We start from the raw sequence: 26,904 nt of genomic DNA on the forward strand, positions 1-26,904 counted from the left end.
GGCAAGGGCCGCCCCATCTGGGGCGGCCCTTTGCATTTCCCTGGCACGATGGGACGGTAGCGGCGCAATCCGCCAGCGCCGTCCCGCAAGGAGCTGAACAATCATGGCCGAATCCGGCACCCACGAGGAATCCTCGGAAAACCCACGCGAACGGCGCGATGGTTCGCGACGCCCAAGCGATCGTCCGCGCCAGGGTGGTTCGCCACGGCAGTACTCGTCGCGCGACGGCGGTCAGCGTGGGCGTTCCTATGACGACAGGCCAGGGCGCCAGTCGTCCTCGCAGTCTGCAGGATCACGTTCGGGGGCGCCACGCGGAAGCGGGTCCGGGGCAGAGTCTCGATACTCCGGCGAGCGCCGCGGAAGGGGCCGGCCCTATGGTGCTCGGGACGACAATGAGCGTGCGGGGAGCAACAGGGACGGTCGTGGTGACGGCCCTCGTTCGCGTTCCTTCGAGGGCGGGGATCGGGAGCGCACTTCTCGCGACGGTGGTTCACGTGGCTACGATCGCGGCCCGTCTCGTGGAGCCACGTCACGTCCAGGCGCTGCCGGTTCTGGCGGTTCTCGTGATGGCGGTCGTTCGTACGGTGGTCGTGATGGCGGTTCTCGTGATGGCGGTCGTTCGTACGGTGGTCGTGATGGCGGTTCTCGTGATGGCGGTCGTTCGTACGGTGGTCGTGATGGCGGTTCTCGTGATGGCGGCCGTTCCTACGGCGGCAGAGACGGTGGTGCGCGCACAAGCTCCCGGGAGAGCGGCTCGGACACCCGTGGTCGTTCCTATGGAGCGCGGGACGGGGGCCGCGGTCGGGACGACCGGGGCTCTCAGTACTCGGGAGGGGGCCGTAGCGGTGGCCCAGGCCGGTGGGATAGCCGCGACGGCCGGCGCGACGGTGATCGCCGCGGCCAGTCAGGCCCGGCTTATGGTCGCGACCAGGTTCGCCGGGACGACCGACGTTCGGAGCGTGAGGACGGCTCGCGGCGTGGCGACCGTACGACGGTGCGTCCCGTTACCGAGGTGCCGGAGATTCCCGAGGAGATTTCGATCGGTCAACTCGATCGCACGGTTCGGGCTCGTCTGCGCACCTTGAGCAAGGACAACGCTGAAGACGTTGGCCGGCACCTGGTGATGGCGGGGCTGGTGCTCGAGGTCGACCCAGAACTCGCATATAAGCACGCCCAGGTGGCCGTCTCGCGTGCGGGTCGTGTCGACGTGGTCCGTGAAGCCGGCGCCGTTGCGGCCTATGCGACGGGTCGCTACGCGGAGGCGCTGCGTGAGTTCCGTACGGTGCGCCGACTCAACGGCTCCCATGAGCACCTGGCCCTCATGGCGGATTGCGAGCGCGGACTTGGTCGGCCGGAGCGTGCGATTGATCTCGCACGCGAGGCGGACTCAGCGGGCCTCGATCCACGTCAGCGTGCCGAGCTCGACATCGTCGTGGCCGGCGCGCGCATGGACCTAGGCGAGCACGAAGCCGCCTACGTTGCGCTCGGACGTATCAATGCACCCGACGAGGACACGCAGTTCCAGGTGGACGCGGCTCGCGCGACGGTGCTGCGCGCCATGGGACGCGAGGCTGAAGCCGAGAAGATCGAGGCGACGCTTCCCGTGCCTGCGGACGTTGAGGACCCGTGGGCGGACGACATCACCTTGTACGACACTGCAGAACTGCCAGATCCGGATCTCGACGCAGACACCGTTGACGACGGTGACGAGCCCGCGGCAACGGGCGGCGACGACGGTGACGAGCCCGCGGCAACGGGCGGCGACGACGACAAGGACCGTTAATGCTTCTTGGCACCGCACAGCCCCTGTACGAGGCTCATGACGCTGCGCTCGTCGACCTCGACGGAGTGGCGTATCGAGGCCCCCACGCCATCCCCAGCGCACCAGGCGCCATTCAGGCGGCCCGGGAGGCGGGCATGGCAATGGTCTTCGTGACCAACAACGCGAGCCGCGAACCCGGGACCGTGGCGGCGCATCTGTCAGACCTCGGCATGCCCACGCGCGAGCATGAGGTCCTGACGGCTGCCCAGGCCGTGTCGTTGATGGTCAAGGACGCACTGCCCGCAGGCTCAGCAATCTATGTCGTGGGCGGTCAGGGTTTACGCACGGCGCTCACCCAGGTGGGCATGACGCTGGTCGACTCCGCCGCGGACAATCCCGTCGCCGTTGTACAAGGTTTCCACCCGGATGTGTCGTGGAAGGAACTCGCCGAGGCGTCCTATGCGATCCGCCAAGGCGCACAGTTCTTCGCGTCCAATATGGACCTCACGATTCCCAATGACCGGGGCGTCGCGCCCGGCAACGGGTCGCTTGTCAATGTGGTGATCACTGCCACAGGTGTGACCCCGCCGAGCGCAGGCAAGCCAGCGCCCGAGATGTTCACTCTTGCCGCGCGCCAGGCGGAGGCATCGCGGCCCATGGTCATTGGGGATCGCCTCGACACTGACCTCAAAGGCGGTCGCGCTGCGGGATTCCCCGGGCTGTTGGTGCTCACCGGCGTGAACGACGGTCGCGACGCCGTCCTCGCGCCGGCGGACCAGCGTCCGTCCTACATCGGCGCCGACATGCGGTGCCTGGCCCATGCTCACGAGGCGCCAGTCGGCGCTGACGGAGAGTGGACGTCGGGAGACGCTACCGCACGCGTGGTGAACGGCCGCCTTCAGGTCACCGGCCCGTGGGGCCTCGACAGAATCCGTGCCGCGTGCGCGGCCGCATGGGAGTTCGCCGATGCTGGAGGCGACCTCGAGGTTGAGTCCCTTCCTGACCTGGGCGTATCCTCGGACCATGACTGAGTTCTCCGAGCAGCGCGAACCGCTGGGCACCGTCCAGTACCCGGCCGAGGTCCGCGAGGCGTTGCGTGCCGTGACCGAACTGCCCTCGGACCTCCACGAGCAGGCGGACTTCTTCGACAAGATTCAGTCGTCGTTGTCCAACCGCCTGCGCGAAGAGCAGTAGCGCGGCCCGCGTGCGGCTCGACCGCGCGCTTCACGTGCGTGGACTCGCACGTTCGCGTTCACACGCCCAGCAACTGATTGTGGCGGGCGCTGTGAGCGTTCAGGGGCACACCCAGGTGAAAGCGTCGTTCGACGTTGACGACGCGGACGTCATCGAGGTCGCCGCCCAGTCGCACTACGTGTCGCGCGCAGCGCACAAACTGCTGGGTGCCCTCGACGCCTGTGAGCCGCTCGGGCTCCAGGTGACCGGCGCATCGGCCCTCGATGCCGGCGCGTCTACCGGCGGATTCACTCAAGTCCTCCTTGAACGAGGAGTCGCACACGTGTGGGCCGTCGACGTTGGCCACGGCCAACTCGATCCCTCGCTTCGCGCTGACTCGCGGGTGTCGTTGCGCGAAGGTGTCAATATCCGCGACCTCACCGCGCACTCAGAGGGTGCGGGGGTGGACCTCGTGGTTGCGGACCTCTCGTTTATCTCGCTCACGCACGTGATCGCCCCACTGGTCGCCTACGCGGGACCCACTGCCGATCTCGTTGTCATGGTCAAGCCACAGTTCGAGGTGGGGCGGGGCCACCTGTCGGGCCGAGGTGTGGTGACGGACCCGCGTTTGCGGACCCGTGCGGTGAGCACCGTCGCGCGCCACATGCGCGAGGCGGGATTGTCGATTCATCACGTCGAACGCAGCCCGCTGCCTGGTCCACAGGGCAATGTCGAGTTCTTCGTGTGGGCGTCGCAAGCATGGCAGGCTAGGGGCCAGGACGCCGGGAATCGCCCCGTCTTGGACGAAGCCGCGCTGAGCGCGCAGATCACGCAGGAGGTGAAGAAGGACTCATGACTAGGGCTGTACTGATCGTCTCGAATCCGCACCGTCCCGAGATCGTGGAGGCGGCGGCGGCGGTCGAGGCCGCTCTCATGTCGGAGAACATTGAGGTGCGGCACGACATCGCTGACGGCGACGGCGTCGAGGCAGCCATTGTTCTCGGTGGCGACGGCACCATGCTCCATGCCGCCCACCTCACCCATGACAGCGGACTTCCCCTTCTGGGCGTCAACCTCGGCCGCGTGGGGTTCCTCGCCGAGCTCGAGCGGGACGACGTCGTCATCGCGGCGCAGCGGCTCGCGTCAGGCGACTACACCGTGGAAGAGCGCGGCACCCTGCACGTCTCCGTCCGCCGCGCTGACGGCACAGTCGAGGAGGGCTGGGCCCTCAACGAGGTGACATTGGAGCGCGCCGAACGACTGCGCACTCTCGAAGTCGCAGTGGCGGTCGACGGTTGCCCACTGTCGTCGTTTGGCTGCGACGGCATTGTGCTGTCCACCGCGACGGGTTCGACAGCGCACGCGTTCTCCGCTGGTGGCCCGGTCATGTGGCCCAACGTCGACGCGCTGCTCTTTGTGCCATTGGCGGCGCACGCGTTGTTTGCGCGACCGCTGGTCGTTGGCCCCGACTCGGCTTTCGCCATCGAGGTCGTCGCAAGCTCTGACGCGGCGGCGCAGGTCGTATTGGACGGTGCACGCGCCATCGATGCCGGCCGTGGCTGCGTGATCGAGGTGCGGCGCGGGTCCACGACGGTGAAACTGGCACGCATGTCCGATGCTCCGTTCACTCAGCGCCTTGTCGACAAGTTCTCGCTACCCACTCAGGGCTGGCGCGGAGAGCGCGCTCGCACGACCCCGATCGGCGTCGAGATCCCGGGCCACCACGCGCTCGACACCTCGGCACCCCTCGAGTCGCCCGACGAGGACGGCTGATGCTCCACGAGTTGTCCATTGCCGACCTGGGTGTGATCGAGTCCGCGCGCATTGACCTCGGTCCCGGCCTTACCTGTGTGACGGGTGAGACCGGTGCAGGCAAGACCATGGTGCTCACCGGCCTTGGCCTGATCCTCGGAGCGAAGAGCGCGCGCGCGACCGTGCGCGAGGGCGCCACGGAGGCGCTCGCCGAAGCGGTCATTGACATTCCTCGCGGATCTGAGTCAGCCCTGCGTCTCGACGACGCCGGTGTCATGGTCGAGGATGACGGCACCGTCGTGGTCGCGCGTACCGTCGGAGCACAGACGCGTTCGCGCACCGTTGTGGGAGGGCGGACCGTCCCCCAAGCGCTACTGGGCGACTTGGCCTCCGAACTGGTCACCGTCCACGGCCAAAGCGATCAAGTGCGGCTGCGCTCTGCCGCGCGCCAACGCGACACCCTCGACGCCTACGCAGGCGCGGGTCATGCCCGGGTCCTCGCGGAGTACCACAACGCGTGGAATGAATGGAAGCAGGCCCACGAGGCTCTGCGTACCATGCAGGAGGGCGCCGATGCCGAAAGGGCCGAGGTGGCGCGCCTACGTGACGACGTGGCCGCCATTGACGCCGTTGCGCCGATCGCAGGCGAGGACGCTGAACTCGAGGCGCAGGTGCGCGTGCTTGACAACGCTGAGGCCGTGCGGATGTCAGTCGCCCAGGCACACGAAGCACTCGCTGGCGACCAAGAGTTCACCGTCGCAACGGCGCTCGAGGTGGCACGTCATGCACTCGCCGACGCCGCTAAGCACGACGACGCACTCGCCGCGCTCGAACAACGGGTGGCCGACTTTCTCTATGGGTCTGGCGACGTGGCCTCTGAGCTCACGAGTTATCTCGACCGCTTGGACGCCGATCCCGCTCGCCTCAATGAGTTGCACCAGCGCAGGTCCGACCTCGCGACCCTGATGCGGCGCATCGGTGTACCTGACCTCGCTGGCGTGCTCGATTACGCCGACAAGGCACGCCCGCGCATTGCCGCAGATGACGACTGGGACCACACTTTGAGCGAGCGCCGCGATGTTGCCGAGCGCACGCGCGCGGCGCTGGAAGAAGCGGCCGCCAGAGTCCACGACTCGCGGGCGGATGCGGCTCAGGCCTTGGCCGCCGCAGTGGACGCCGAGCTCGCCGAACTTGCCATGCCAGACGCGTCGGTCAGGATCCACGTGGAGCGCACCGAGCCGGCCGTTCACGGGGCCGACACCGTCACCTTCACCCTCGCCTCCCACCCGGGTGCCCAACACCGGCCCATTGCGGAGGCAGCCTCAGGAGGCGAGCTCTCGCGCATCATGCTCGCGCTTGAAGTGTCGCTCGCTGCGAGCACAGCTGACGCCCCTCGCACCTTCGTCTTCGACGAGGTCGATGCCGGTGTCGGCGGGCGCGCTGCCGTTGCCGTGGGCAATCGGCTCGCGGCCCTCGCTCGCACCCACCAGGTCATCGTGGTGACTCACCTCGCTCAGGTAGCCGCGTTCGCTGACACGCACGTGGTGGTCGCCAAGGCGACCGACGGAGCCGTGACCCGAGCGCAGGTGGTCGCCGTCGACGGGCAAGAACGAGTCGAGGAAGTCGCGCGCCTGCTGTCCGGCCAAGAGGACTCGTCTGCAGCACTCGCCCACGCGCTTGAGCTGTTGGAGGCCTCCCGCGTGGCACGATGAGCCATATGAGTCGTTCCTCTCGCAAGCGGGACGCGGACGACGGTCTAGTCACCGGCCCCGTGCGCATCGATCGCAGCCCCATGGTGCTCGCGCGTCGACTGCGCGCCGGCGACGTCGCGATCGTCGACGTGCTCGATCTAGATTCAGGATCCGCTGAGGTCCTTGCCGCGCAGCGTCCTGCCGCCGTCGTCAACGTCAGCCATTCAATCTCGGGGCGCTACCCGGCGGGAGGCCCCCGCGTATTGCTCGAGGCGGGCATCCCCTTGGTGGATGCGGTGGGGCCTTCCGTGCTTGACCTCAAGGAGGGCACGAGCGCGCAAGTGCGCGGCAACGAGGTCGTTGTCGATGACACTGTTGTGGCATCAGGCACGGAACTCGACATCGATGCGATTACCGACGCCATGCAGGGCGCGGCCGAAGGCATGCGCGTCCAGTTGCAAATGCTGACCGCGACGGCGATGGAACAGATCGCGCGCGAGGGCGATGTGCTGCTTGAGGCACAAGGCCTGCCGAGCACCGGAGTCGATTTCACGGGCCGGCACGTGGTCATCGTGGCGCCCGGATTCCGCCACCGCGAGCAACTCAAAGAGATTGGGCGGTACTTGCGTGACGTGCGGCCGCTCGTGATCGGCGTGGGCGCCGGAGCGGACGCCGCGCGCGACCTCGGGCCTGGCGCGAGCGTCATCGTCGGAGACATTGAGGCAATTCATGAAGAGTCGGTGAGGGCAGCACGGCACGTCGTGCTGCATGATCCGCATGGCACCGACGCCGGGCTCATCCGCGCTGAAGCGCTCGGCGTCGATCATTCGACGGTCGACTCGACGCTGTCTGCCGCCGACCTCGCAATCCTCATGGCACACGCGGGCGGTGCGGAAGTGATCGTGACCGTTGGGGTGGAATCACGGCTCATGGACTTCCTGGAGCGCACGCCCGCGGAGGCCGCCGGGACGCTACTGAGCCGCCTGCGCGCGGGTGGCCGGCTGGTGGATGCGACCACGTTGGCGCTTGTCTATAGGCATCGCTATGGCTCATGGACGCTCGCGGTGCTCATGATGAGCGCGCTCATTGCACTGGGCGCGGCGGTGTGGATCACGCCCGCCGGCCGGGCGTGGGTGCAGAGCGTGTGGGATGCCGTGACCGCGTGGATCGGGGGAGCATAGTGATCGACTTTCGGTATCACCTCGTCTCGCTCACGGCCGTGTTCCTGGCCCTGGCAGTGGGCGTGGTCTTGGGCAGCGGGCCGATGCGCGACGCGCTCGTAGGGGACCAGGCTGCACAGATCGAGACTCTTGAAGGCAGCGTTGACTCGCTTGAGGGTGACCTTGAGCAACAGCAGGCAGAGGCTGTGGCGGGGGAGCAGTTCGCGGAGGAGTCCTCCGCGCGGCTGCTGGCGGGCTCGCTCGCCGACGTGGCTGTCGCGACCGTCGAGGTCGGTGAGCCACCCTCGGACGACGCCGAGGCCGTCCGACAGCGCCAGGTCCAGGCAGGGGCGACCGTTGCGGCGCAGGTGAGCATCGGGGCAGCGTGGACCGACCCCGGCCAGGTGGCATTCCGCAGCTCCCTTGCCTCGACGGTGGCATCCCAGGTCGTGGGGGTGACGGAGGACATGACGCCGACGACCGTGTTGGCCCATGCTCTTGCGCAGTCGATCTTGCCGGGCGCGGCCCCCGTGGGCGGCGACGCGGCCGACTTTGCGGCGGAGGCCGATGAGCGTGCAGGGGTGTTGTTTGACCTCCTCGCGGAGGCCGACCTCGTCAGCGGCTCTGTGGGAGCGCCGGCCCAGGCGGTCACGATGATCGCGGGCCCCGCTTCCGAAGACGACGGAGCCCAGTCCGCTGCATACGCAGAGATTGCCGGGGTACTCGGGCAATATGCCGACGGCATTGTCGCCGCCTCCGGGACCTCGTCGACAGGAGACCTGGCCACGGCGATCGCCAATGATCCGCAGGCCAGTGGTGTGGTGAGCACGGTCTCAACCGGCACGGACTACTACGGCCAGATCTCCACTGCCTTGGCGTTGGCAGAGAACATTGGTGGGGCAGTGGGACAGTACGGTCCTGGCGGTGGCCAGACGTATGTGCCGACTCCGTGACGGGTTCGTGAGAAGTCCCACGCGTTTCGGCAATCGCTAGCGGCCAGTCCCTGTTAGAGTTGAAGCCCGTGGAGCGATCTCGAATTTCATCCAATACGGACCATGTCACCCGACACATCTTTGTCACGGGAGGCGTCGTTTCCTCCCTCGGCAAGGGGCTCACCGCATCTTCCCTCGGACGCTTGCTGCGTTCGCGTGGACTGCGCGTGACGATGCAGAAGCTTGACCCCTACCTCAATGTCGACCCTGGCACGATGAACCCCTTCCAGCACGGCGAGGTGTTCGTCACGGACGACGGTGCTGAGACTGACCTCGACATCGGGCACTACGAGCGCTTCCTCGACGTGAAGCTCTCCGCGAGTTCCAACGTCACGACCGGGCAGGTGTACTCGCAGGTCATCGCGAAGGAACGTCGCGGCGAATACCTAGGCGACACCGTTCAGGTCATTCCCCACATCACTGACGAGATCAAGCGCCGCATGCGCGAGCAGGCCGGTCCCGACTGCGACGTGATCATCACCGAAGTCGGCGGCACCGTTGGTGACATCGAGTCTCAGCCGTTCCTCGAGGCCGCACGTCAGGTGCGCCACGATGTGGGCCGCGACAACGTGTTCTTCCTCCACGTGTCACTCGTGCCGTTCATCGGCCCGTCCGGCGAGCAGAAGACCAAGCCCACCCAGCACTCCGTGGCGGCGCTGCGCTCGATCGGTATCCAGCCCGACGCGCTCGTGCTGCGGTCGGACCGCGACATCCCCGCGGGTGTGAAGGCCAAGGTCGCGCTCATGTGCGACGTTGAGAACGACGCCGTCGTGACGGCGAAGGACTCGCCGAGCATTTACGACATCCCCAAGGTGTTGCACTCCGAGGGGCTCGACGCGTATGTGGTGCGCCGATTGGACCTGCCGTTCCACGATGTTGAGTGGGGAGCGTGGAACGAGGTCCTTGACCGCGTCCACCGTCCGGCCCATCACGTGGAAGTGGCCTTGGTCGGCAAGTACATTGATTTGCCGGATGCCTACCTGTCCGTGTCGGAGGCGCTCCGCGCTGGCGGCTTCCACCACAACGCCAAGGTGCACCTGCGGTGGGTTGCCTCTGACCGTTGCCAGACTCCCGAGGGCGCGCAAGAGGCGCTCGGCGGAGTGGACGCGGTCTTGGTGCCAGGCGGCTTTGGTGTCCGCGGCGTCGACGGCAAGATTGGCGCATTGCGATGGGCGCGCGAAAACAAGGTGCCGACACTCGGCATCTGCCTGGGCATGCAGACCATGGTGATGGAGTACGCCAGGAACGTCGTCGGTCTCGAGGGCGCCTCGAGTTCCGAGTTTGACCCCGACACCCCGCACCCCGTGATCGCGACCATGGAAGAGCAGCAAGCGATCGTGGACGGCGAGGGCGACCTTGGCGGCACGATGCGTCTGGGCGAATACCAGGCTGTCCTCAAGGAGGGCTCAGTCGCGGCGACCACCTATGGCGCCACGACGGTGGGAGAACGTCACCGTCACCGTTACGAGTTCAACAACGCTTACCGCGCGCAGCTCGAAGAGGCGGGCCTGGTGGTGTCTGGTGAGTCGCCTGACCGCGCGCTCGTCGAGTTCGTTGAGCTACCTGCTGACGTCCACCCGTATTACGTCTCAACGCAGGCGCACCCGGAGTTCCTGTCCCGGCCTACCAAGGCGCACCCGTTGTTCGCCGGCCTCATCGGGGCGGCAATCGCGGCGCAGGCGTAGCGTCCGTGGATCGTCTGAGCGACACGCCCCGCGAGGCCCCCGTGGTCTCGCGGGTGCGGTCCTTCACCGGCAAAGTGTGGGACATCGACTCGGATGACGTTGACCTGGGCGATGGCGTCGTGGTCACGCGCGACTATGTCCGCCACACCGGCGCGGTCGCGATCATGGCGCTCAACGACCGCAACGAGATTTACCTCGTTCATCAGTATCGCCACCCCGTCAGAGCAGAGTGCTGGGAGCCGCCAGCCGGTCTCATGGACATCGCAGGCGAGGATGCGCTCGGCACCGCCCAGCGAGAGTTGTGGGAGGAGGCCGACCTCACCGCTCAGCGCTGGGACGTGCTGGTCGACGCCTATACGTCACCCGGCGGATCCTCCGAGGCGATCCGGATCTTTCTGGCACGTGACATTGCTGAGGTCCCGGAGCGCGAGCGGCACGTGCGCGAACACGAGGAAGCGCAGATGTCCGGGGCGTGGGTTCCTCTCCAGGAGGTGATTGCGGCTGTCATGGACGGTCGCGTTCACAGCCCCACGATCGTCATGGGCGCGCTCGCGCTGAATGAAGCGCTACGTGCCGACGGAGCGACGCTGAGGCCCGCGCAGTCCGCGTGGGATCGCCCGCCTTCGCGCGAGTAGCCACCATAGGGTTGCATCTCGTCGCGCGTGCCGTGGCACGGCGCGCTGCCGCGGGAGTGTCGCGCTGCCGGGGGAGTGTCGCGTCGCAAGCCGCGCTAGCGAGCGGCGGCTGAAGCGCCCACCTGTACCGAGGCATCGGCCCTCACCAGGTAGTGGAGTGCCGAATGGGCAGCCGCAAAGGCACCAATGCCGACCAGGTGCAGGGCCACGAGGACCTCTGGCAGGCCCGTGAAGTACTGTACGTAGCCCACAAGCCCCTGCGCACACACCACGACGACGACGACGACCCATGCCTTGCGGAGCTCGTCTCGCTCGCCAACTGAGCGGTCGCGACGGATCCGCCACACCAATGCGATGAACACCACGAGGAACGCCCACACCGCAAGGGCGTGCGCTCTCGCGATCGCCGCGGGGTCAAGAGCCAGGCGCTCGGTCGCGTCAATGTCGCCCGAGTGCGGCCCAGCGCCGGTCGTCAGCGCCCCTAGCACCAAGACCACGACGACCGTCGCAGCGAGCAGGCGTTGGTGCCACAGGACCGACGCCCCCGCACGGCGCGGCGCGCGCCGGTAGGTCAGCGATAGCCAGACGGAGAACCAGACCAATGCGGTCGACAACAGGAGGTGAGGAGCCACCACGAGGGGATGAAGCTCGACTAGCACAGTGATCCCGCCAACGACCGCCTGAATCACCACGCCAACCCCGGGGACCAATCCCCACCACTTGAGGTCGGGCCTGGACCGCCACACTGCGATCGCGACGCCCAATGCCACAGCGGCCAGCACAAAGGTGAGGAGCCGGTTGCCGAACTCCACCGCAGTGTGCACCGTTGCCTCAGCGTGAAACTCTGGAGTGAAACTTCCTGGTTCGCACTGAGGCCAGGTCGAGCAACCCAGGCCCGATCCTGTGAGGCGCACGATGCCGCCGGTCACGATGATGCCGGCCTGTGCCGCGATGTTGGCAAGAATGAAGCCTCGCCCGTGGCGCGTGATCCAATCCAGGATCGCGGTGAAGATGCGGGACACGAATGCGAGGAAGCGGGAGATCACGCGACCATTTTAGGTTCGCGGGATGGGTGGTCGAGGACGCACACCGCCACGGCAGACTACGCCCTCCCTTCGCACGCGCGCGGTGCTAGGGTCATGGCAGGAGGGGCGCGGGGTGCGCCTCGAGATGTGCCGGGGGGACCATGGCCGACGACATTGTGGTGGGCGCAGACGAGATTCGGGCCAACGCGAACACCCTCGATCAGGTCGCAGATACCTATGATTCGGTGCTCGTGGGTGGCGTCTGCCTTGCCGACACGGCCGTGGGTCACGTGGAACTCGCTGAGAACTTGCCGCTTTTCGCGAGCTTTGTGGGCGACGTCGTCGCAGCGCTCGCGTCTCACGCCGAACAGACCGCCGCTCAACTGCGTGGCGTCGTGGGCGACATGTGTGTCCAAGAAGATCTCACCGAGGCGAGCATCCGCTCGCTCACGCTGCCGACCTTCAATGGCGAGGGCAAGGTCGAACGGTGACGGCGCCATCCGCCCCTGCGTTGGGCACTTCCGACGACCCGACGGTGCTAGTGCCAGGGGATGCAGGAGCCATCCGCGGCTTCGCCGACGACGTCCGCTCTTGGGGAACCAAACTGGACGACAGCGGTGTGGACTTGCGAGGAATCTCCGTGAGTCAATGGCAAGGGTCTGCGGCGACCGCGTTCGAAGATGCCTTTGCAGAGGTCCCGGGAATGTGGCTGACGGCAGCGGACCTGTTGGCAGAGTGCGCCACTGCGCTTGAGACGTATGCCGATGCCATCACGACGGCTCAAACGAGCGCTCAGCAGGCGATCGATGTGTGGAATGAAGGAGAGCAGGCGTCTCAAGACGCCCGCACGCTCTACAACAACCAGGTCGCCGCGTACAACAACGCGATCACCCGCCAGTGGATCCTTCCTCCCGTACCCGTCTACAGCGACCCTGGGGTTGCCTTGCGCTCGGAAGCCGAGGACACGCTCCAGCAGGCCCGTGAAGACTTGCACACGGCGGGCATGGACGCACTGGTCGCGCTTGTCCGAGCCGGCGGTGGCTCGCTCAACCAGGGCGTGAGTGAAGGTCCGGGGACGGAATCGAGTTGGTCGTGGGGCTCTGCCACCAGCGACCAGTGGAAGCAGCAGTGGGGGAAAGAGGGGTGGGCAGGCCTCGATGGCGCCCCTTCGCTCGGACTGTCGGCGGTCTTGGCCTCTGCGCATGCCTCAGCGTGGGTATGGCGAGCCCAAGGCAGCACCCAAACCTTCGTGGGGCCAGCCAACGGCATGTTCTTCGCCGAAGGCGAGGCCTCCGCGCTGAGCACGAGTGCCACAGGCTCCGTCTCAGCATCGGACAAAGGCGTGGCGCTCAACGTCGATGCCGAGGCGGAGCTCATCGGCGCGTCAGGTGCCGTGGGCTACACGAACGACTACAGCACCGTTGAGGTCGCCGGTGATATCGGAGCGGGCATCTACGGCGACGCGGATGCGACACTCGGCATGGAGGGCATCGATGTGGGCGCGGAGGTCCTGTTCGGTGCGAAGGCCGGAGTGGACGCCGATGTCTCGGTGGGCGGGATCGGCTTCTCAGGCACCGCAGAAGGCTGGGCGGGCGCTGGAGCAGGGCTCGACGGCACTTTCGGCTATGAGGACGGCAAGCTCACGATCGGGGCGAGCGCCGGATTGGCGTGGGGATTCGGCGGATCGCTGAGCGGCGGCGTGACCCTCGATTTTGAAGAAATGGGCAATACAGCGACGGACATGTGGACCACTGTGTCCGGATGGTGGTGATCTGACGTATGGCAACTGTTCAATGGCCGGCCCCTCAGTGGCGACGCCACGAGTCGCTCACCAATCCTGGGGTCGACGCCACCATGGTGCGGCGGGGCTTCGACGGCGACTACACGCCAGTGGGCATCGTGACGACTGACATCATTGGGCCGCAAGAGACGCTGAGCGATCTCGGCGACCGTGCTGCCGAGCGCTTTGCTGCGCAGACCGGCGGCGCGCAGCGCGTTCGGCGCACCCAGACCGAGCCGGGGGCACACGCGCCCGGACTCAGTCAGATGCTGGTCGCGGATCTCACGGTGAACGGTCGCACGTACGCCCTGCGCCACCTCGACGGATTTGTGGGCACGCTCCAGGCCGACGGTTCGATTGCCGTGGTCGGCATTTCCGTGACGTGTACGGCGGATCAACTGGACGTGGTCGGACCTGAGTTTGGCGCAGTATTGACGAGTGTAAGCGCGTCCTGAGCGGGCCGTCGGGCGGTTAGGAGAAGACGCCCGCAATCGCCAGGACGCCCACGACCACGCCTGCGAGCACTGTGCCGACCGCGACCACGATTGCGACGGTCTTGCCCACCTTCGCGGACAGGGGCTGTTCCTCTACCCATCCCAGTTCGCTAGCGGGCCCCCTCACCGCCGCGTGAAGCACGCGCGTGTCCTGCTTTTGCGAGTCGAGCGTGCCGATGGTTCCATCGTCGCGTGTGCCCCAAGCCTCGACAGTCCGCGTGGCGTACATGCGGCCGGACGTCCATGAGGTCGATCGGCGTAGCCCACCCAGGCTCGAGTGCGACACGACGCCGACGTCGGCCATCGTGAAAGTACGGGTCGAGGCATCGCAGCGCACGACTGCCCGAAACGTCGAGTCGATGCGCATGAGGATCCCCCGCTGTGTCAGTTCCTCGCGGTATGTCACGTCGAAGCCATCGTCAATGGCGGTGACCATGAGCTCCGCAGGAGCCGAGTGTGTCACGGCGTCGATGAACTCTTTGACGGCTAGGTCGTCGGACAGTGACAGGGGGTCAGGCTCGCTCATGCGGGCACTGTACCTGGACGACCCGAAGCGACGGTTCAGGCACTGCGGTGCGCCGTCGGCAAGCCGTCGGTAGCGCCGGTACCTGCGACGTTGGCGCCCCGGGGAACGAGAGGCAGCGCTGCGTCGTTCCAGAGGGGCTGGGACGGGTCACAGTCTGCCGCGAGAACGGGACCCTCTCAGCGAATTACGCAACGCCAAGGTAAGGCTTCCCTTGCTTGCCGGGAACGAATTCAGCAACAACAATGTTGTCTGTAACAGAACCCCTCACCCCACCAGCCAGGAGCGCGTCATGACCACTGACACCACGCGCGATCGCGTGCTGGGCCTGATCGCGTCTGCAGGCCCAATCACGGCCTCAAGCCTCGCCCTAGAACTGGGCGTGACGGCAGCGGGAGTGCGTCGCCACCTCTCGGCGTTGCTGACCGATGGCCTGATCGAGGATCACGAGCCCCCGGGCCAGCACACCCGTGGGCGCGGCCGGCCAGCCAAGTCGTACGTGGCCACGACGGAGGGACAGCAGTCCCTGACGTCGGCGTACTCGTCCGTCGCGGTGGACGCGGTGGCCTTCATGCGGGAACACGGTCAACTCGACGAGTTCGTGGAGTCCAAGGCCCGCCAGTTGGAGGCTCGCTTGGCGAGTTCCATCCCGGAGGGCACACCCATTAAGGATCGCGTCAAACTCTTGGCTGATGCCTTGGCAGAAGAGGGGTACGCCACCTCGGTCCGTCCCGGGCCAGGTGGAGTCACCGTTCAGTTGTGCCAGGGGCACTGCCCCGTCCAATCGATTGCCGAGGAAGCGCCCGAGTGGTGCGAGGCAGAGACCCGCGTGATCTCACGCCTCCTCGACGTCCATGTCCAGCGCCTGTCCACCCTGGCAGGCGGAGCACACGTGTGCACCACGACCATCCCCGTCGCATTGGCGACGTCCAAGGAAGGATGACTATGAGCACCCCTACTGAGAATGCCCCCCAGGCGACCGATGACGAGATCATCGCGTCCATCGGTGGCTATGAGTACGGCTGGCACGACTCCGATGAGGCAGGCGCGATTGCGCAACGCGGCCTCAACGAAGATGTCGTGCGCAACATCTCTGCGCTGAAGAACGAGCCCGAGTGGATGCTGAACATGCGTCTCAAGGGTTTGAAGATGTTCGAGAAGAAGCCGTTGCCGCACTGGGGATCGGATCTGTCCGGCATCGACTTCGACCGCATCAAGTACTTTGTGCGATCGACTGAGAAGCAGGCCACCACGTGGGACGAGCTCCCCGACGACATCAAGCAGACCTACGACAAGTTGGGTATCCCTGAGGCGGAGAAGCAGCGTCTCGTTGCCGGTGTCGCCGCACAGTACGAGTCCGAGGTGGTGTACCACCAGATTCGTGAGGACCTGGAAGAGCAGGGTGTCATCTTTATGGACACCGACACCGCTCTGAAGGAGCACCCCGAGATCTTCGAGCAGTACTTCGGCACGGTGATTCCTGTCGGTGACAACAAGTTCGCCGGCCTGAACACCGCGGTGTGGTCGGGCGGATCGTTCGTCTACGTCCCGCCGGGCGTCCACGTCGAGATCCCCCTCCAGGCGTACTTCCGGATCAACACCGAGAACATGGGGCAGTTCGAGCGCACGCTGATCATCGCGGACGAGGGCTCGTACGTGCACTACGTCGAGGGGTGCACCGCGCCCATCTACTCGTCCGACTCGCTGCACTCCGCTGTGGTCGAGATCGTCGTGAAGAAGAACGCCCGTGTGCGGTACACGACCATCCAGAACTGGTCCAACAACGTGTACAACCTCGTCACCAAGCGTGCGACCGCTGCTGAAGGCGCCACCATGGAGTGGGTCGACGGCAACATCGGCTCCAAGGTCACCATGAAGTACCCCGCCATCTACATGCTCGGCGAGCACGCTCGCGGCGAGACGCTCTCGATTGCCTTCGCGGGCGAGGGCCAGCACCAGGACGCCGGCGCCAAGATGGTGCACGCCGCCCCGAACACCTCGAGCTCGATCGTGTCGAAGTCGGTAGCCCGCGGTGGCGGCCGGACCTCGTACCGCGGCCTGGTGCAGGTGCTCGAAGGCGCCAAGAACTCCAAGTCGAACGTGCTGTGCGATGCGCTGCTCGTCGACCAGATCAGCCGCTCCGACACCTACCCCTACGTCGACGTGCGTGAAGACGACGTCCACATGGGCCACGAGGCTTCGGTCTCAAAGGTGTCCGAGGACCAGCTGTTCTACCTCATGTCCCGCGGTCTCGACGAGACGGAAGCCATGGCAATGATCGTGCGTGGGTTCGTTGAGCCCATCGCACGCGAACTTCCCATGGAATACGCGCTCGAGCTGAACCGCCTTATTGAACTGCAGATGGAAGGATCCGTCGGTTGACCGTCACTGACCACTCCCAAGCCACCGTCGACGCCGCGCACAGCCACGGCCTCGGCACCCCGACCCCGGACGCCTCGCGCGCCGACCGCCCCACCTCCTTTGAGGTGGCCGACTTCCGAGTGCCCTCAGGGCGTGAGGAAGAGTGGCGCTTCTCCGCGATCAAGGACATCAAGCCGATGTTCGCGGATGAGGCCGTCGAAGGTCACCTTGAGTGGGACGTGCCGGAGCTCCCCGCCGGCGTCACCTTGACCGAGGTGTCGCCCGAGCAGGCGCGTGAGCGTTCAGTGCGGGCACCGGGGGACCGGGCCGCGGCCGTCGCGGCAGCGCACTCCGGTGGAGCGATGGCACTTACGATCGCCCCCAACACCGTGCTCGATGCGCCTATTCAGATCACTCTGACCGGGACCGGCCAGGACGTCCGCGGGCACCTGCTGGTCGAGGCGGGTGCCTCGTCCGAGGCCACCGTGATCGTTGAGCGCAAGGGCACCGCGACCTACTCCGAGTTTGTCTCGTTGGACCTCGCTGAAAACTCCGGTCTCAACTTGGTGTTGCTGCAGCTGTGGGATGGCGACGCCGTCCACGCAGGCGAGGTCGTTGCGCGTTTGGGCCGCGACTCGCGTCTGCGCGGTTCGGTCGTCACCCTGGGCGGTAAGTCCGTGCGCCTGAACACCTCCGCGGCCTTTGCCGGCGAAGGTGCGCGCGTGGACCTCTTCGGCCTGTACTTCGCGGACTCTGGTCAGCACCAAGAGCACCAGTTGTTTGTCGACCACGCAGTGCCTCGTTGCACCTCGCGTGTCACGTACAAGGGCGCGCTGGCTGGCAAGACCGCTCGCACCGTGTGGATTGGCGATGTGCTGATCCGCAAGGAGGCGGAGGAGACCGACACCTACGAGCTCAACCGCAACCTGGTGCTCACCGACGGCGCGCGTGCTGACTCGGTGCCGAACCTCGAGATCGAGACCGGCGAGATCGCCGGCGCTGGTCACGCATCCGCCACCGGACGCTTCGACGACGAGCAGATGTTCTATTTGCGTTCGCGCGGAATCTCGGAGGACGAGGCTCGTAAGCTCGTGGTCCGTGGATTCTTCGCCGACCTGGTTCACGAGATCGGTGTTCCGAGCGTCGAAGAGTCGCTCATGAAGGCGATCGACCTCGAGCTCGAGCACGTGAATGAGGAACTGGCCGAGGAGGACGCGTGAGCGAGCAACTCGCTTGCATGGTGTCGGACCTCGAGCCAGGGTCGGCCATGGATGTGGACCTGACGCTCGCGTCGGGCGCTGACACTCCGGTCGCGGTGGTCCGCAGCGACGACGGCGACTTTTACGCGATTGGCGGCATGTGCACCCACGGCGAGGTTCCGCTCGGCGAGGGAGATGTCGAAGGATGCTTCGTCGAGTGCTGGGCCCACGGCTCCCGCTTTGACGTGCGCACCGGCGTTCCCGATGAGCTACCGGCCGTGACCCCCGTCGCCACCTACCCCGTCCGCATCGACGGCGAGCGCGTGCTCGTAGACGTCGACAACCCCAAGTCTTAAGAAGAGTGAATCAAGGAGCATCATGAGCACCCTGGAAATCAAGAACCTCCACGCCTCCGTGGACACCCCTGAGGGAACCAAGCAGATCCTCAAGGGCGTTGACCTGACCATCAACTCCGGCGAGACCCACGCCATCATGGGCCCCAACGGCTCGGGCAAGTCGACGCTGGCGTACTCGATCGCCGGTCACCCCAAGTATGAAATCACCGAAGGCTCCGTCTTCCTTGACGGCGAAGACGTTCTCGAGATGAGCGTCGACGAGCGCGCCAAGGCAGGACTGTTCCTCGCGATGCAGTACCCCGTCGAGGTCCCCGGAGTGTCCGTGTCCAACTTCCTGCGCACCGCGAAGACCGCTATCGATGGCGAAGCCCCCAAGCTCCGTACCTGGGTCAAAGAGGTGAAGGGTTCCATGGAGAACCTGCGCATGGACGCCTCGTTCGCCGAGCGCAACGTCAATGAGGGCTTCTCCGGTGGCGAAAAGAAGCGCCACGAGATCCTCCAGATGGAGCTGCTGTCGCCCAAGATCGCCGTGCTCGATGAGACCGACTCCGGCCTCGACGTCGACGCGCTGCGCATCGTCTCCGAAGGCGTGAACCGCGTCAAGGAGAACACGGGCCTGGGCGTCATGCTCATCACGCACTACACGCGCATCTTGCAGTACATCAAGCCCGACTACGTGCACGTGTTCGTCAACGGTCGCGTTGCCGAAGAGGGTGGCCCGGAGCTCGCAGAGCGCCTTGAGGCTGAGGGCTACGACCGGTTCCTGGCCCAGGCGTAAGGATCGGCTTTTCCATGTTGCCAGCCAACTTGCGCGAGGACTTCCCGCTTCTGACCCGAACGGTCAGGAACGGGAAGCCCCTCGTGTACCTCGACTCGGGTGCGACCGCGCAGAAGCCGCGCGTGGTGCTCGACGCCGAACGTGACTTCTACGAGGCGCATAATGCTGCCGTCCAGCGTGGCGCGCACTTGCTCGCCGAGGAAGCCACGGAGCTCTTCGAGGGAGCGCGTGCCGACGTCGCGGCCTTTGTGGGCGCTCAGGCGGAGGAGATTGTCTGGACGGAAAACGCCACCGCTGCGATCAACCTGGTCGCCAGTGGCATGGGCAACGCGTCGGCCGGCATCGGCGGCGACGAGTCGGCGAGGTTCCGCCTGGGGCCTGGCGACGAAATCTGCGTGACCGAGACCGAGCACCACGCCAACCTTGTGCCGTGGCAGGCACTTGCGACGCGCACCGGCGCTACCTTGCGCTGGCTCCCGGTCGACGACGAGGGTCGCATGATCCTCGACGACCTGGACCAGCTGGTCACTGAGCGCACCCGCGTCCTCGCCTTCACCCACGTGTCGAATGTGACGGGTCTCATCTCTCCGGTGCAGACGCTCGTAGAGCGCGCCAAGGCCGTGGGCGCCTTCACCGTGCTGGATGGCTGCCAGTCCGTGCCCCACCTACCCGTGGACGTGCGCGCACTCGACATCGACTTCATGGCGATGAGCGCCCACAAAATGCTTGGCCCCACAGGCATCGGTGCTCTCTACGGGCGCAAGGAACTTCTTGATGCCCTCCCTCCGTCGATCTTTGGCGGCGGTGCGGTGAAGGTTGTCACCATGGAGGAGACAAGCTGGCAAGAAGCGCCAATGCGCTTCGAAGCCGGCTCGCAGCCCGTGGCCCAGATCGTGGGGATGGGGGCCGCGGCGCGGTACCTCGGTGGCCTGGGCATGGCAGAGGTCGAGGCACACGAACGCCACATCGCTGCGATCATGCGTGAAGGCGTCGCCCAGATCCCGGGTGTGCGCCTGCTTGGGCCCATTGGCGACGAGAACGCGCGCGATGTCATCGGACTCGCGACGGTGGTCGTCGACGGAGTGCACCCGCACGACGTGGGCCAGGTGCTCGACGATGCAGGCATCGCCGTGCGCGTCGGCCACCACTGCAACCAACCTCTTCACCGCCGGTTTGGGGTGACGGGATCGACCCGTGCGAGCGCGCACGTGTACACGACCGAGGACGACGCCCGCGCGTTCATCGAAGCGTTGGCGACCGTCCCTGCTTTCTTCGGAGTGTCCTCATGAGCAGTCTTGAACAGATGTATCAGCAGGTCATCATGGACCACGCCCGCGAGGCACATGGCCGCGGTCTGGTCGACCTCGACCTGGTGCAGGTAGGGGAGTCGCACCAGGTCAACACCACGTGCGGCGACGAGATTCGCCTCCGCGTGGGCCTCGATCACGACACCGTGGCGTCGGTCACGTGGGAGGGCCAGGGCTGCTCAATTTCGCAGGCATCGGTATCTGTGCTCCACGAACTTGTGGAAGGGCAAGACCTCACCGACGCTGAGGCGACGATGGAGGCCTTCCGTGCCCTCATGCAGGCCAAGGGCGAGGCGCCCGATGACGACCAAGAAGAGATTCTCGGCGACGCAACCGCGTTCGTCGGAGTGGGAAAGTACCCGGCGCGCATCAAGTGCGCCATGCTGGGATGGATGGCGTTCAAGGACGCGATCATCCAGGCGCGAAAGGACCAGTCATGACTGAAACGAGTACCCCGCCGAACGCGGCGGATGTGGAAGAGGCGTTGCGAGACGTCATTGACCCGGAACTGGGCATCAACGTGGTCGACCTTGGCCTCGTGTACGGCGTCGCGCTGGATGAGAACCAGCACGCTGTCGTCGATATGACGCTCACGTCCGCGGCGTGCCCCCTGACCGACGTGATCGAGGACCAGGCCGGCCAGGCGCTGGAAGGCCTCGTGAACGGATTCCGCATCAATTGGGTGTGGATGCCGCCGTGGGGCCCTGACAAGATCACGGACGACGGCCGTGAGCAGCTGCGTGCTCTCGGATTCAACGTCTAATCAGATGTCGCGGTAACGCGCCGGCTCCCTTCGGGGTGCCGGCGCGTTTCTGTGCGTGCTGGGGCTAGAGGGCGATGTGGCCCGTGGCGAGAGCCCACACGCCCACCACTGCGCCCACGGACGCGAGCACGCACAGCACGGCTTCCGCACGAGTAAAGACGGTGCGACCGCGTTGCTTGCGGGACCACACGTAGATGAAGCTCGCGGGCGCGTAGATGATGAGCGCGAGGAGGGCGTACTTCAGGCCCATGGCGTACACGAGGTACAAGGCGTACACGGTAGCAATCGTGGCCGCAGCAATTGCGGTGGCGGCACGTCCACCGCGCAACGCCAGCTTGAGTCCAAAGCCTGCGGTGAGCAGGTACGGCAGAATCGCCAGCGCGCTCGTCAGTTCAAGCGAGAAATCAAAAGCACTTTCCGCGAAGAACGCGATGACGAGAAACAGCTGAGTGACGAGCGATGTCACCAACAGTGCACGGACAGGCACGTCCCGTCGATTGACGTGGGTGAGCACCGGGGGAGCGTCGCCATCCTTGGCGGTCATGAACAGCGACTCGACGGCCAAAAGACACCACGCAAGGTAGGCCCCGAGCACCGAGACCAGCAGGCCGAGCCCAATGACCCACGCTCCCCATGCACCGACTGCTGCCTCGAGCACGCCCGCGACGGAAGGCTGACGCAGGGCAGCGATGTCTTCGCGTGGGAGCACGCCGTAGCTGAGCATCGTGACCGCGACAAAAATGGCGAGCACGGTGAGGAACCCCCACACGGTCGCTTTGCCGATGTCCTCGCGCTTCTTCGCCCAGCGTGAATAGACACTGGCACCTTCGATGCCGATGAAGACAAAGACCGTGACGAGCATGGTGGAGCGCACCTGGTCGGAGAGGCTTCCGAGCGCATCATCCGCCCAGAGGTTGTCGACAAAGACGTCCCACGAGAAGCCCCCGCCAATGAGGAGGATCGCGAAGATCGCGAGCGGCACCATCTTGGCGAGCGTGGCGATGCCATTGATGATCGTCGCGCCCGTGACGCCCTTTTGGATGATGAAGTGAAAGAGCCAAATCCCGCCGGTGCCGAGCAAGAGTGCCCACACGGTATCGCCGTCGCCAAAGGCGGGAACAACGCCGCCAACGGTAGACGCCACCAGCACCCAATACGTGACGTTGGCCACGCACGCGCTCACCCAGTATCCGAAGGCGGAGAAGAAGCCCACGTAGTCGCCAAAGCCGGCGCGGGCGTACGCAAAGATGCCGGAGTCGAGGTCCGGCCGGGCGATGGCGAGGCGCTGGAATACGAAAGCGAGGGCGAGCATGCCACCACCCGCGATTGCCCACGCGATGAGCGCCCCTACTACCCCTGTCGAGTCTGCGAACTGCCCGGGAAGTGAATAGACTCCGGCGCCGACCATCGTGCCGACGACCATCGCCGTGAGGACTGGAACCGACATGGTCCCGCCGGCGCCGCCAGCGGGCGCCTCCGGAGCGCCGCTGGTCCCGTTGCCGTCGCCGCTCATACGACCTCCCTGGAACATGCCGGTAGCGTCAGCCTAGACCGCGGGCCACTCATGCGGCGGGATACCTCAGGGCGCGGTCGCATCGCGGCGCGGCGCGGTGAGCTTGTCAAAGGCTTCCTCGCGGGACATCTCGGCTCCAGTCGTGCGTGAGCCGGGGGCCGCCGGGGGAGCGACGGTGCCGGTGGTGCGCTTGGGGGCCGAGCCACTGCGACCACGCAGGCGTTGAGCAGTCTTGGCAGCCTTCTTTGCCCGCCGTTGCTCCCGCTTGCTACGGACCTCGTCGGTGGCGTCCCACTCCTCGCCAATGCCGCGCGCGTGTATCGCTTGGCCCAGGTCGAGTGCAAAGCCCACCGTGCGAGTGGTGGTGGGGAAGATGACGGCCCGCAGTGACCGGTCCAAGCCTCGTGCTCGGGCGGCTTGCCGGGACTCGGCGTAGATCTGCGCGACCTCAGGCAACGCGCGCAACATGATGGCGAACATCAAGCCAATGGTGTCCGGCGGCAAGATTGCCTTGAGGGGCCGTGCGAGCGTGGCGACGAAGTCGAGCATCGCCGCCATGGACGTCGAACTCGACACGGCGAGGGCGAGCGAGACAATCGCAATGAGGTCCGCACACACATCCGCCGCACGCCACCAGTCGCCGCGCCACATAAACAGCGCCGACGACAACGCGCCCACCACAAACGTGCCGAGGAGCGTCAACGCCGTGACCTTCGCCGGTGGCATGGTGCTCGCCAACAGGAGGAGCGATGCACACATGATGCCGATGGAGGTCACCGCGTCGCTGGAGACGAGGACCACCATGGTGGTGACGACGAGCAGGGTCACCTTGAACCACGCCGGGGCCTTGTGCAGCGGCGTATCGCGCGGCCGGAACAGGCCGAGCGTCGAGATCACTGCTGATCCCTCCTGGAGGTGCGGCCGAACATGAGGTCACGGTAACGCTGGATGGCCTCTGCGGGCGCGCCGTCGTAGGCAATCTGCCCGTTGTCGACCACCAGGGTGCGTTCCGCACGGGACGCGGAGTCCAAGTCGTGCGTGCACTCGATGAGTTGCACCGGCAGCGAGCGCAGCAGCGCCCCCACGTGTGCGCGCCACCGAAGGTCGAGCAGCGTCGTGGGCTCGTCAGCGATGATCACCGACGGCGTGACGGCGAGCACTCCTGCCATGGCGAGCAACTGGCGTTGTCCGCCCGAGAGCGCACTGACCGAGACATCGGCCCGGTCGCCCAAGCCAATCTCCTCAAGCGCGTCAAGCGCGGCCTTGGTGCGCTGGGTCTTGTCTTTGATCGAGCGGCGCAACGACAACATGACGTCCTCGACGGCCGTCGGCATGATGAGCTGTGCGGAGGGGTCGGTGAAGAGGAAGCCTACGCGCCGGCGCACCTCCGCGCCGTGCTTGGCGACGTCCATGCCATCGACTTCCACAGAGCCCTCCGTGGGAGGAATGAGGCCGTTGATGAGGCGCACCAGCGTTGACTTGCCGCCGCCGTTGGCGCCCACAATGCTGATGTGGCGCTCGGTGAGCGTCAGGGTGGTGGGCTGCAGGATCGTCACGCCCGTGTCGGGCGCAATGACTGACGCCCCCTTGAACTCGATCATGCGTCAAGGCTATGCGGTCGCGGCCTCTTTCTCGTCCACTGAGGCCGTCTGGGAGGCCGGAGCCGGCATGAGACGGGGGTATGCACGGTGGATGATCGCGGCCAGGGAGGCGGCCACGGCCACCTTGATGACGTCACCAATCATGAACGGCGCCATGGCGACTGTGGCCTGTCCGAGGGTCAGCCCGGTGTAGACCGACAGCCACGGGACGCCAATGGCATAGGTGACGGGGATTGACACCAGGCCAACGAGGAAGAGAACGCCGACGTTGAGGCGGGTACGGGTGCGCGCGGCTCGGGCGAGCCAACCGGTGAGGAACGCTGCGGGAATGAATCCGAGCAAGAACCCGCCAGTGGGGCCCGCGAGCACAGCCAGCCCTGCCGACAGGTTCGCGAAGATCGGCAGGCCTGCAAAACCGGCCGCGATATAGACGCATACAGCCGCCGCCCCTCGCCATGGCCCCAACACCAACCCTGCCAGCACCACCGCCAGGGTCTGTAGCGAGAACGGCACGCCGAACGCGAGGGTGACTTCCGGGACCAGGGTGGAGGCGGCGATGAAGGCCGCAAACACGGCGATGAGTGCGATGTTCATGCCTGAAAAGGCGTGGCGCGCTGACATGGGTTCTCCTTGCGATAATGGACCGGCGCTCACGCTACTGGGCGGCCTCGCCCCGGAATGGGCGTTCGGGGCCCATGCGTGACATCGTTGTAGGAATCCCACGAACCACCTCGTCAGACGGAGAGTCTTTTAGTGATTAGCGCGCAAAATCTCGAGATGCGCATCGGCGCCAGGGTGCTCCTGCATCCCACGTCGTTCCATGTGAACGCGGGCGACCGCATTGGCCTCGTGGGGCGCAATGGTGCTGGCAAGACCACCATGACCCGGATCCTGGCCGGCGAGGGCCAACCGTCGGGTGGATCGGTGTCCCACAAAGGCAGCGTCGGCTACCTTCCGCAGGACCCCCGCTCCGGTGACCTGAACCAGATCGCGAAGGATCGCATCCTGGAAGCTCGCGACCTTGCGAGCGTGAGCGCCAAAATGCGTGAGGCTGAGGAGGCGATGGCGGGAGCCGATGAGGCGGCGTCGATCAAGGCAATGGAGCGCTACCCCAAGCTGGAGGAGCGCTTCCGGGCTGCGGGCGGCTACGCGGCCGAGTCGGAGGCACACCGCATTGCTTCGAACCTCGGTCTCGATGAGCGCATCCTCGGTCAGCCGCTCCACACGCTCTCAGGCGGACAGCGCCGGCGTGTCGAGCTCGCGCGAATCCTGTTCTCCGATGCCGAGACTTTGCTCCTGGACGAGCCGACGAACCACCTCGATGCCGACTCCATCGTGTGGCTACGCGAGTTCCTTCGCCAGTACTCCGGCGGCTTGATCGTGATCAGCCACGACGTGGACCTCGTCCGCACTGTCGTGACGAAGGTGTTTTACCTCGACGCCAATCGCGGCGCCCTCGACCAGTACGCGATGGGGTGGGACTTGTACTTGCGCCAGCGTGAGGATGACGAGAAGCGTCGCCACACGGAGCGCCGCATCGCGGAGAAGAAGGCCGGCGCGCTCATGGCTCAGGCCGAGAAGATGCGCGCGAAGGCGTCCAAGGCGGTCGCCGCCCAACAGATGATCAAGCGCGCGGAGAAGCTCCTCGAAGGCACCGAGACCGAGCGGGTGACTGACAAGGTTGCGTCCCTGCGGTTCCCGACCCCGGCGCCATGTGGCAAGACGCCACTGCGAGGCCATGGACTGTCCAAGAGCTATGGCTCCTTGGAAGTGTTCATGGACGTGGACCTGGCGATCGACAGGGGCTCCCGCGTGGTGGTGCTCGGATTCAACGGCGCGGGCAAGACGACCCTCTTGCGACTGCTGTCGGGGACCGAGCAGCCCGACACCGGGGTCGTCGAAGCGGGTCACGGGCTCAAGCTGGGCTATTACGCGCAGGAGCACGACACGCTCGACATGGATGCGACGGTGGCAGAGAACATGCGCCATGCCGCCCCGGACCTGGGTGACACCGAGGTGCGCAAGGTGCTGGGGTCCTTCCTGTTCTCGGGGGACGACGCAGACAAGCCCACTAAGGTGCTGTCGGGTGGCGAGAAGACCCGCCTCGCGCTGGCGACGCTCGTGGTGAGCCAAGCCAACGTCCTGTTGCTGGACGAGCCGACCAACAACCTTGACCCGGCTTCGCGCGCTGAAATTTTGGGGGCGCTGCGCACTTACGAGGGCGCCGTGGTGCTGGTCACTCACGATGAAGGCGCAGTGGACGCCCTCGAACCCGAGCGCGTGTTGTTGCTACCGGACGCCGACGAGGACTTGTGGAACGACAGCTACCGGGATCTCATCACCCTGGCGTAGCC

Annotated in this window: 28 protein-coding genes; 22 read left to right on the forward strand and 6 right to left on the reverse strand. The window is 66.1% G+C overall.

From position 1 onward, the window contains the following. Window positions 1–994: 994 nt before the first annotated feature. From AOP75_RS12650 to AOP75_RS08580, 10 genes are all read left to right on the forward strand, one after another. The gene (locus tag AOP75_RS12650; RefSeq protein WP_161794559.1) at window positions 995–1,783 is read left to right on the forward strand and encodes a tetratricopeptide repeat protein; all 789 of its coding nucleotides are present in this window, start codon (window positions 995–997) and stop codon (window positions 1,781–1,783) included. Beyond that, window positions 1,783–2,793: an HAD-IIA family hydrolase gene (locus tag AOP75_RS08545; protein ID WP_062078549.1), complete on the forward strand. Its 1,011-nt coding sequence runs from the start codon at window positions 1,783–1,785 to the stop codon at window positions 2,791–2,793. The genes AOP75_RS12650 and AOP75_RS08545 overlap by 1 nt, the downstream gene beginning before the upstream one ends. Next, complete coding sequence (locus tag AOP75_RS12655) at window positions 2,786–2,956, forward strand: hypothetical protein (RefSeq protein WP_161794560.1); 171 nt, start codon at window positions 2,786–2,788, stop codon at window positions 2,954–2,956. The genes AOP75_RS08545 and AOP75_RS12655 overlap by 8 nt, the downstream gene beginning before the upstream one ends. Window positions 2,957–2,966: 10 nt before the next feature. Continuing rightward, window positions 2,967–3,791 carry a TlyA family RNA methyltransferase gene (locus AOP75_RS08550; protein WP_062078550.1) on the forward strand — a complete coding sequence of 275 codons (825 nt, stop codon included), beginning with the start codon at window positions 2,967–2,969 and terminating at the stop codon, window positions 3,789–3,791. Next, window positions 3,788–4,708 carry an NAD kinase gene (locus AOP75_RS08555; RefSeq protein ID WP_083966858.1) on the forward strand — a complete coding sequence of 307 codons (921 nt, stop codon included), beginning with the start codon at window positions 3,788–3,790 and terminating at the stop codon, window positions 4,706–4,708. The genes AOP75_RS08550 and AOP75_RS08555 overlap by 4 nt, the downstream gene beginning before the upstream one ends. Then, complete coding sequence (gene recN, locus AOP75_RS08560) at window positions 4,708–6,399, forward strand: DNA repair protein RecN (protein WP_062078552.1); 1,692 nt, start codon at window positions 4,708–4,710, stop codon at window positions 6,397–6,399. Before AOP75_RS08555 ends, recN begins: the two co-directional genes overlap by 1 nt. 5 nt (window positions 6,400–6,404) lie before the next feature. Next, window positions 6,405–7,559, forward strand: coding sequence for a putative cytokinetic ring protein SteA (gene steA / locus AOP75_RS12560; protein WP_062078554.1), 1,155 nt, complete (start codon window positions 6,405–6,407; stop codon window positions 7,557–7,559). Next, window positions 7,559–8,491 carry a copper transporter gene (locus AOP75_RS08570; RefSeq protein WP_062078557.1) on the forward strand — a complete coding sequence of 311 codons (933 nt, stop codon included), beginning with the start codon at window positions 7,559–7,561 and terminating at the stop codon, window positions 8,489–8,491. Before steA ends, AOP75_RS08570 begins: the two co-directional genes overlap by 1 nt. A 68-nt stretch (window positions 8,492–8,559) precedes the next feature. After that, window positions 8,560–10,215, forward strand: coding sequence for a CTP synthase (gene pyrG / locus AOP75_RS08575; protein WP_062078559.1), 1,656 nt, complete (start codon window positions 8,560–8,562; stop codon window positions 10,213–10,215). 5 nt (window positions 10,216–10,220) lie between these two features. Further along, window positions 10,221–10,850, forward strand: a complete 630-nt coding sequence (locus AOP75_RS08580) for an NUDIX domain-containing protein (protein WP_062078561.1) — start codon at window positions 10,221–10,223, stop codon at window positions 10,848–10,850. Window positions 10,851–10,945: 95 nt separating this feature from the next. Here AOP75_RS08580 and AOP75_RS08585 read toward each other — a convergent pair whose 3' ends face one another. Continuing rightward, complete coding sequence (locus tag AOP75_RS08585; protein ID WP_062078563.1) at window positions 10,946–11,896, reverse strand: COX15/CtaA family protein; 951 nt, start codon at window positions 11,894–11,896, stop codon at window positions 10,946–10,948. A gap of 140 nt (window positions 11,897–12,036) precedes the next feature. On the opposite strand from AOP75_RS08585, the gene AOP75_RS08590 reads away from it, so the two are divergent. Genes AOP75_RS08590 through AOP75_RS08600 form a run of 3 tightly spaced genes read left to right on the forward strand, consistent with a single transcriptional unit; the run spans window position 12,037 to window position 14,110 of the window. Next, window positions 12,037–12,366, forward strand: coding sequence for a hypothetical protein (locus tag AOP75_RS08590; protein WP_062078565.1), 330 nt, complete (start codon window positions 12,037–12,039; stop codon window positions 12,364–12,366). Further along, window positions 12,363–13,646, forward strand: coding sequence for a WXG100 family type VII secretion target (locus AOP75_RS08595; protein WP_062078567.1), 1,284 nt, complete (start codon window positions 12,363–12,365; stop codon window positions 13,644–13,646). Before AOP75_RS08590 ends, AOP75_RS08595 begins: the two co-directional genes overlap by 4 nt. Window positions 13,647–13,654: 8 nt before the next feature. Further along, entirely contained in the window at window positions 13,655–14,110 is a 456-nt protein-coding gene (locus AOP75_RS08600; protein WP_062078569.1) for a hypothetical protein, read from the forward strand. A gap of 16 nt (window positions 14,111–14,126) precedes the next feature. Here the strand turns inward: AOP75_RS08600 and AOP75_RS08605 are convergent, their stop codons facing one another. Beyond that, window positions 14,127–14,675 (reverse strand): hypothetical protein, encoded by a 549-nt coding sequence (locus AOP75_RS08605; protein ID WP_062078571.1) that lies wholly within the window; start codon window positions 14,673–14,675, stop codon window positions 14,127–14,129. A 289-nt stretch (window positions 14,676–14,964) separates the two neighbouring features. Here AOP75_RS08605 and AOP75_RS08610 point away from each other — a divergent pair, with 289 nt between their 5' ends. The 8 genes from AOP75_RS08610 to AOP75_RS08645 are packed head-to-tail and all read left to right on the forward strand — an operon-like array spanning window position 14,965 to window position 21,436. Beyond that, window positions 14,965–15,615, forward strand: a complete 651-nt coding sequence (locus tag AOP75_RS08610) for a helix-turn-helix transcriptional regulator (RefSeq protein WP_062078573.1) — start codon at window positions 14,965–14,967, stop codon at window positions 15,613–15,615. Between the two features lie 2 nt (window positions 15,616–15,617). After that, the gene (gene sufB / locus AOP75_RS08615) at window positions 15,618–17,054 is read left to right on the forward strand and encodes a Fe-S cluster assembly protein SufB (RefSeq protein ID WP_062078575.1); all 1,437 of its coding nucleotides are present in this window, start codon (window positions 15,618–15,620) and stop codon (window positions 17,052–17,054) included. Beyond that, entirely contained in the window at window positions 17,051–18,253 is a 1,203-nt protein-coding gene (gene sufD / locus AOP75_RS08620; protein WP_062078577.1) for a Fe-S cluster assembly protein SufD, read from the forward strand. Before sufB ends, sufD begins: the two co-directional genes overlap by 4 nt. Further along, a complete protein-coding gene (locus tag AOP75_RS08625) occupies window positions 18,250–18,588 on the forward strand; it encodes a non-heme iron oxygenase ferredoxin subunit (protein ID WP_062078579.1) in 339 nt (112 codons plus the stop codon). The genes sufD and AOP75_RS08625 overlap by 4 nt, the downstream gene beginning before the upstream one ends. Before the next feature lie 22 nt (window positions 18,589–18,610). Next, window positions 18,611–19,366: a Fe-S cluster assembly ATPase SufC gene (sufC, locus tag AOP75_RS08630; RefSeq protein WP_062078581.1), complete on the forward strand. Its 756-nt coding sequence runs from the start codon at window positions 18,611–18,613 to the stop codon at window positions 19,364–19,366. A gap of 14 nt (window positions 19,367–19,380) precedes the next feature. Further along, window positions 19,381–20,655: an aminotransferase class V-fold PLP-dependent enzyme gene (locus AOP75_RS08635; protein WP_062078583.1), complete on the forward strand. Its 1,275-nt coding sequence runs from the start codon at window positions 19,381–19,383 to the stop codon at window positions 20,653–20,655. Next, window positions 20,652–21,113, forward strand: a complete 462-nt coding sequence (gene sufU / locus AOP75_RS08640; RefSeq protein WP_083966861.1) for a Fe-S cluster assembly sulfur transfer protein SufU — start codon at window positions 20,652–20,654, stop codon at window positions 21,111–21,113. Before AOP75_RS08635 ends, sufU begins: the two co-directional genes overlap by 4 nt. After that, window positions 21,110–21,436 carry a metal-sulfur cluster assembly factor gene (locus AOP75_RS08645; protein WP_062078587.1) on the forward strand — a complete coding sequence of 109 codons (327 nt, stop codon included), beginning with the start codon at window positions 21,110–21,112 and terminating at the stop codon, window positions 21,434–21,436. Before sufU ends, AOP75_RS08645 begins: the two co-directional genes overlap by 4 nt. A 64-nt stretch (window positions 21,437–21,500) precedes the next feature. On the opposite strand, the gene AOP75_RS08650 is transcribed toward AOP75_RS08645, so the two are convergent. From AOP75_RS08650 to AOP75_RS08665, 4 genes are all read right to left on the reverse strand, one after another. After that, a complete protein-coding gene (locus tag AOP75_RS08650; RefSeq protein WP_083966862.1) occupies window positions 21,501–22,949 on the reverse strand; it encodes a basic amino acid/polyamine antiporter in 1,449 nt (482 codons plus the stop codon). Window positions 22,950–23,015: 66 nt separating this feature from the next. Continuing rightward, window positions 23,016–23,846, reverse strand: a complete 831-nt coding sequence (locus AOP75_RS08655) for an energy-coupling factor transporter transmembrane component T family protein (RefSeq protein ID WP_062078589.1) — start codon at window positions 23,844–23,846, stop codon at window positions 23,016–23,018. After that, complete coding sequence (locus tag AOP75_RS08660; RefSeq protein ID WP_062078591.1) at window positions 23,843–24,550, reverse strand: energy-coupling factor ABC transporter ATP-binding protein; 708 nt, start codon at window positions 24,548–24,550, stop codon at window positions 23,843–23,845. The genes AOP75_RS08655 and AOP75_RS08660 overlap by 4 nt, the downstream gene beginning before the upstream one ends. Before the next feature lie 9 nt (window positions 24,551–24,559). After that, window positions 24,560–25,171: a biotin transporter BioY gene (locus tag AOP75_RS08665; RefSeq protein WP_062078593.1), complete on the reverse strand. Its 612-nt coding sequence runs from the start codon at window positions 25,169–25,171 to the stop codon at window positions 24,560–24,562. Between the two features lie 132 nt (window positions 25,172–25,303). Here AOP75_RS08665 and abc-f point away from each other — a divergent pair, with 132 nt between their 5' ends. After that, on the forward strand, window positions 25,304–26,902 hold the full coding sequence (gene abc-f / locus AOP75_RS08670) for a ribosomal protection-like ABC-F family protein (protein ID WP_062078595.1): 1,599 nt from the start codon (window positions 25,304–25,306) through the stop codon (window positions 26,900–26,902). Window positions 26,903–26,904: the final 2 nt, after the last annotated feature.

The sequence above is a fragment of the Demequina globuliformis genome, from assembly GCF_000975155.1.
Classification (GTDB): Bacteria; Actinomycetota; Actinomycetes; order Actinomycetales; family Demequinaceae; genus Demequina; species Demequina globuliformis.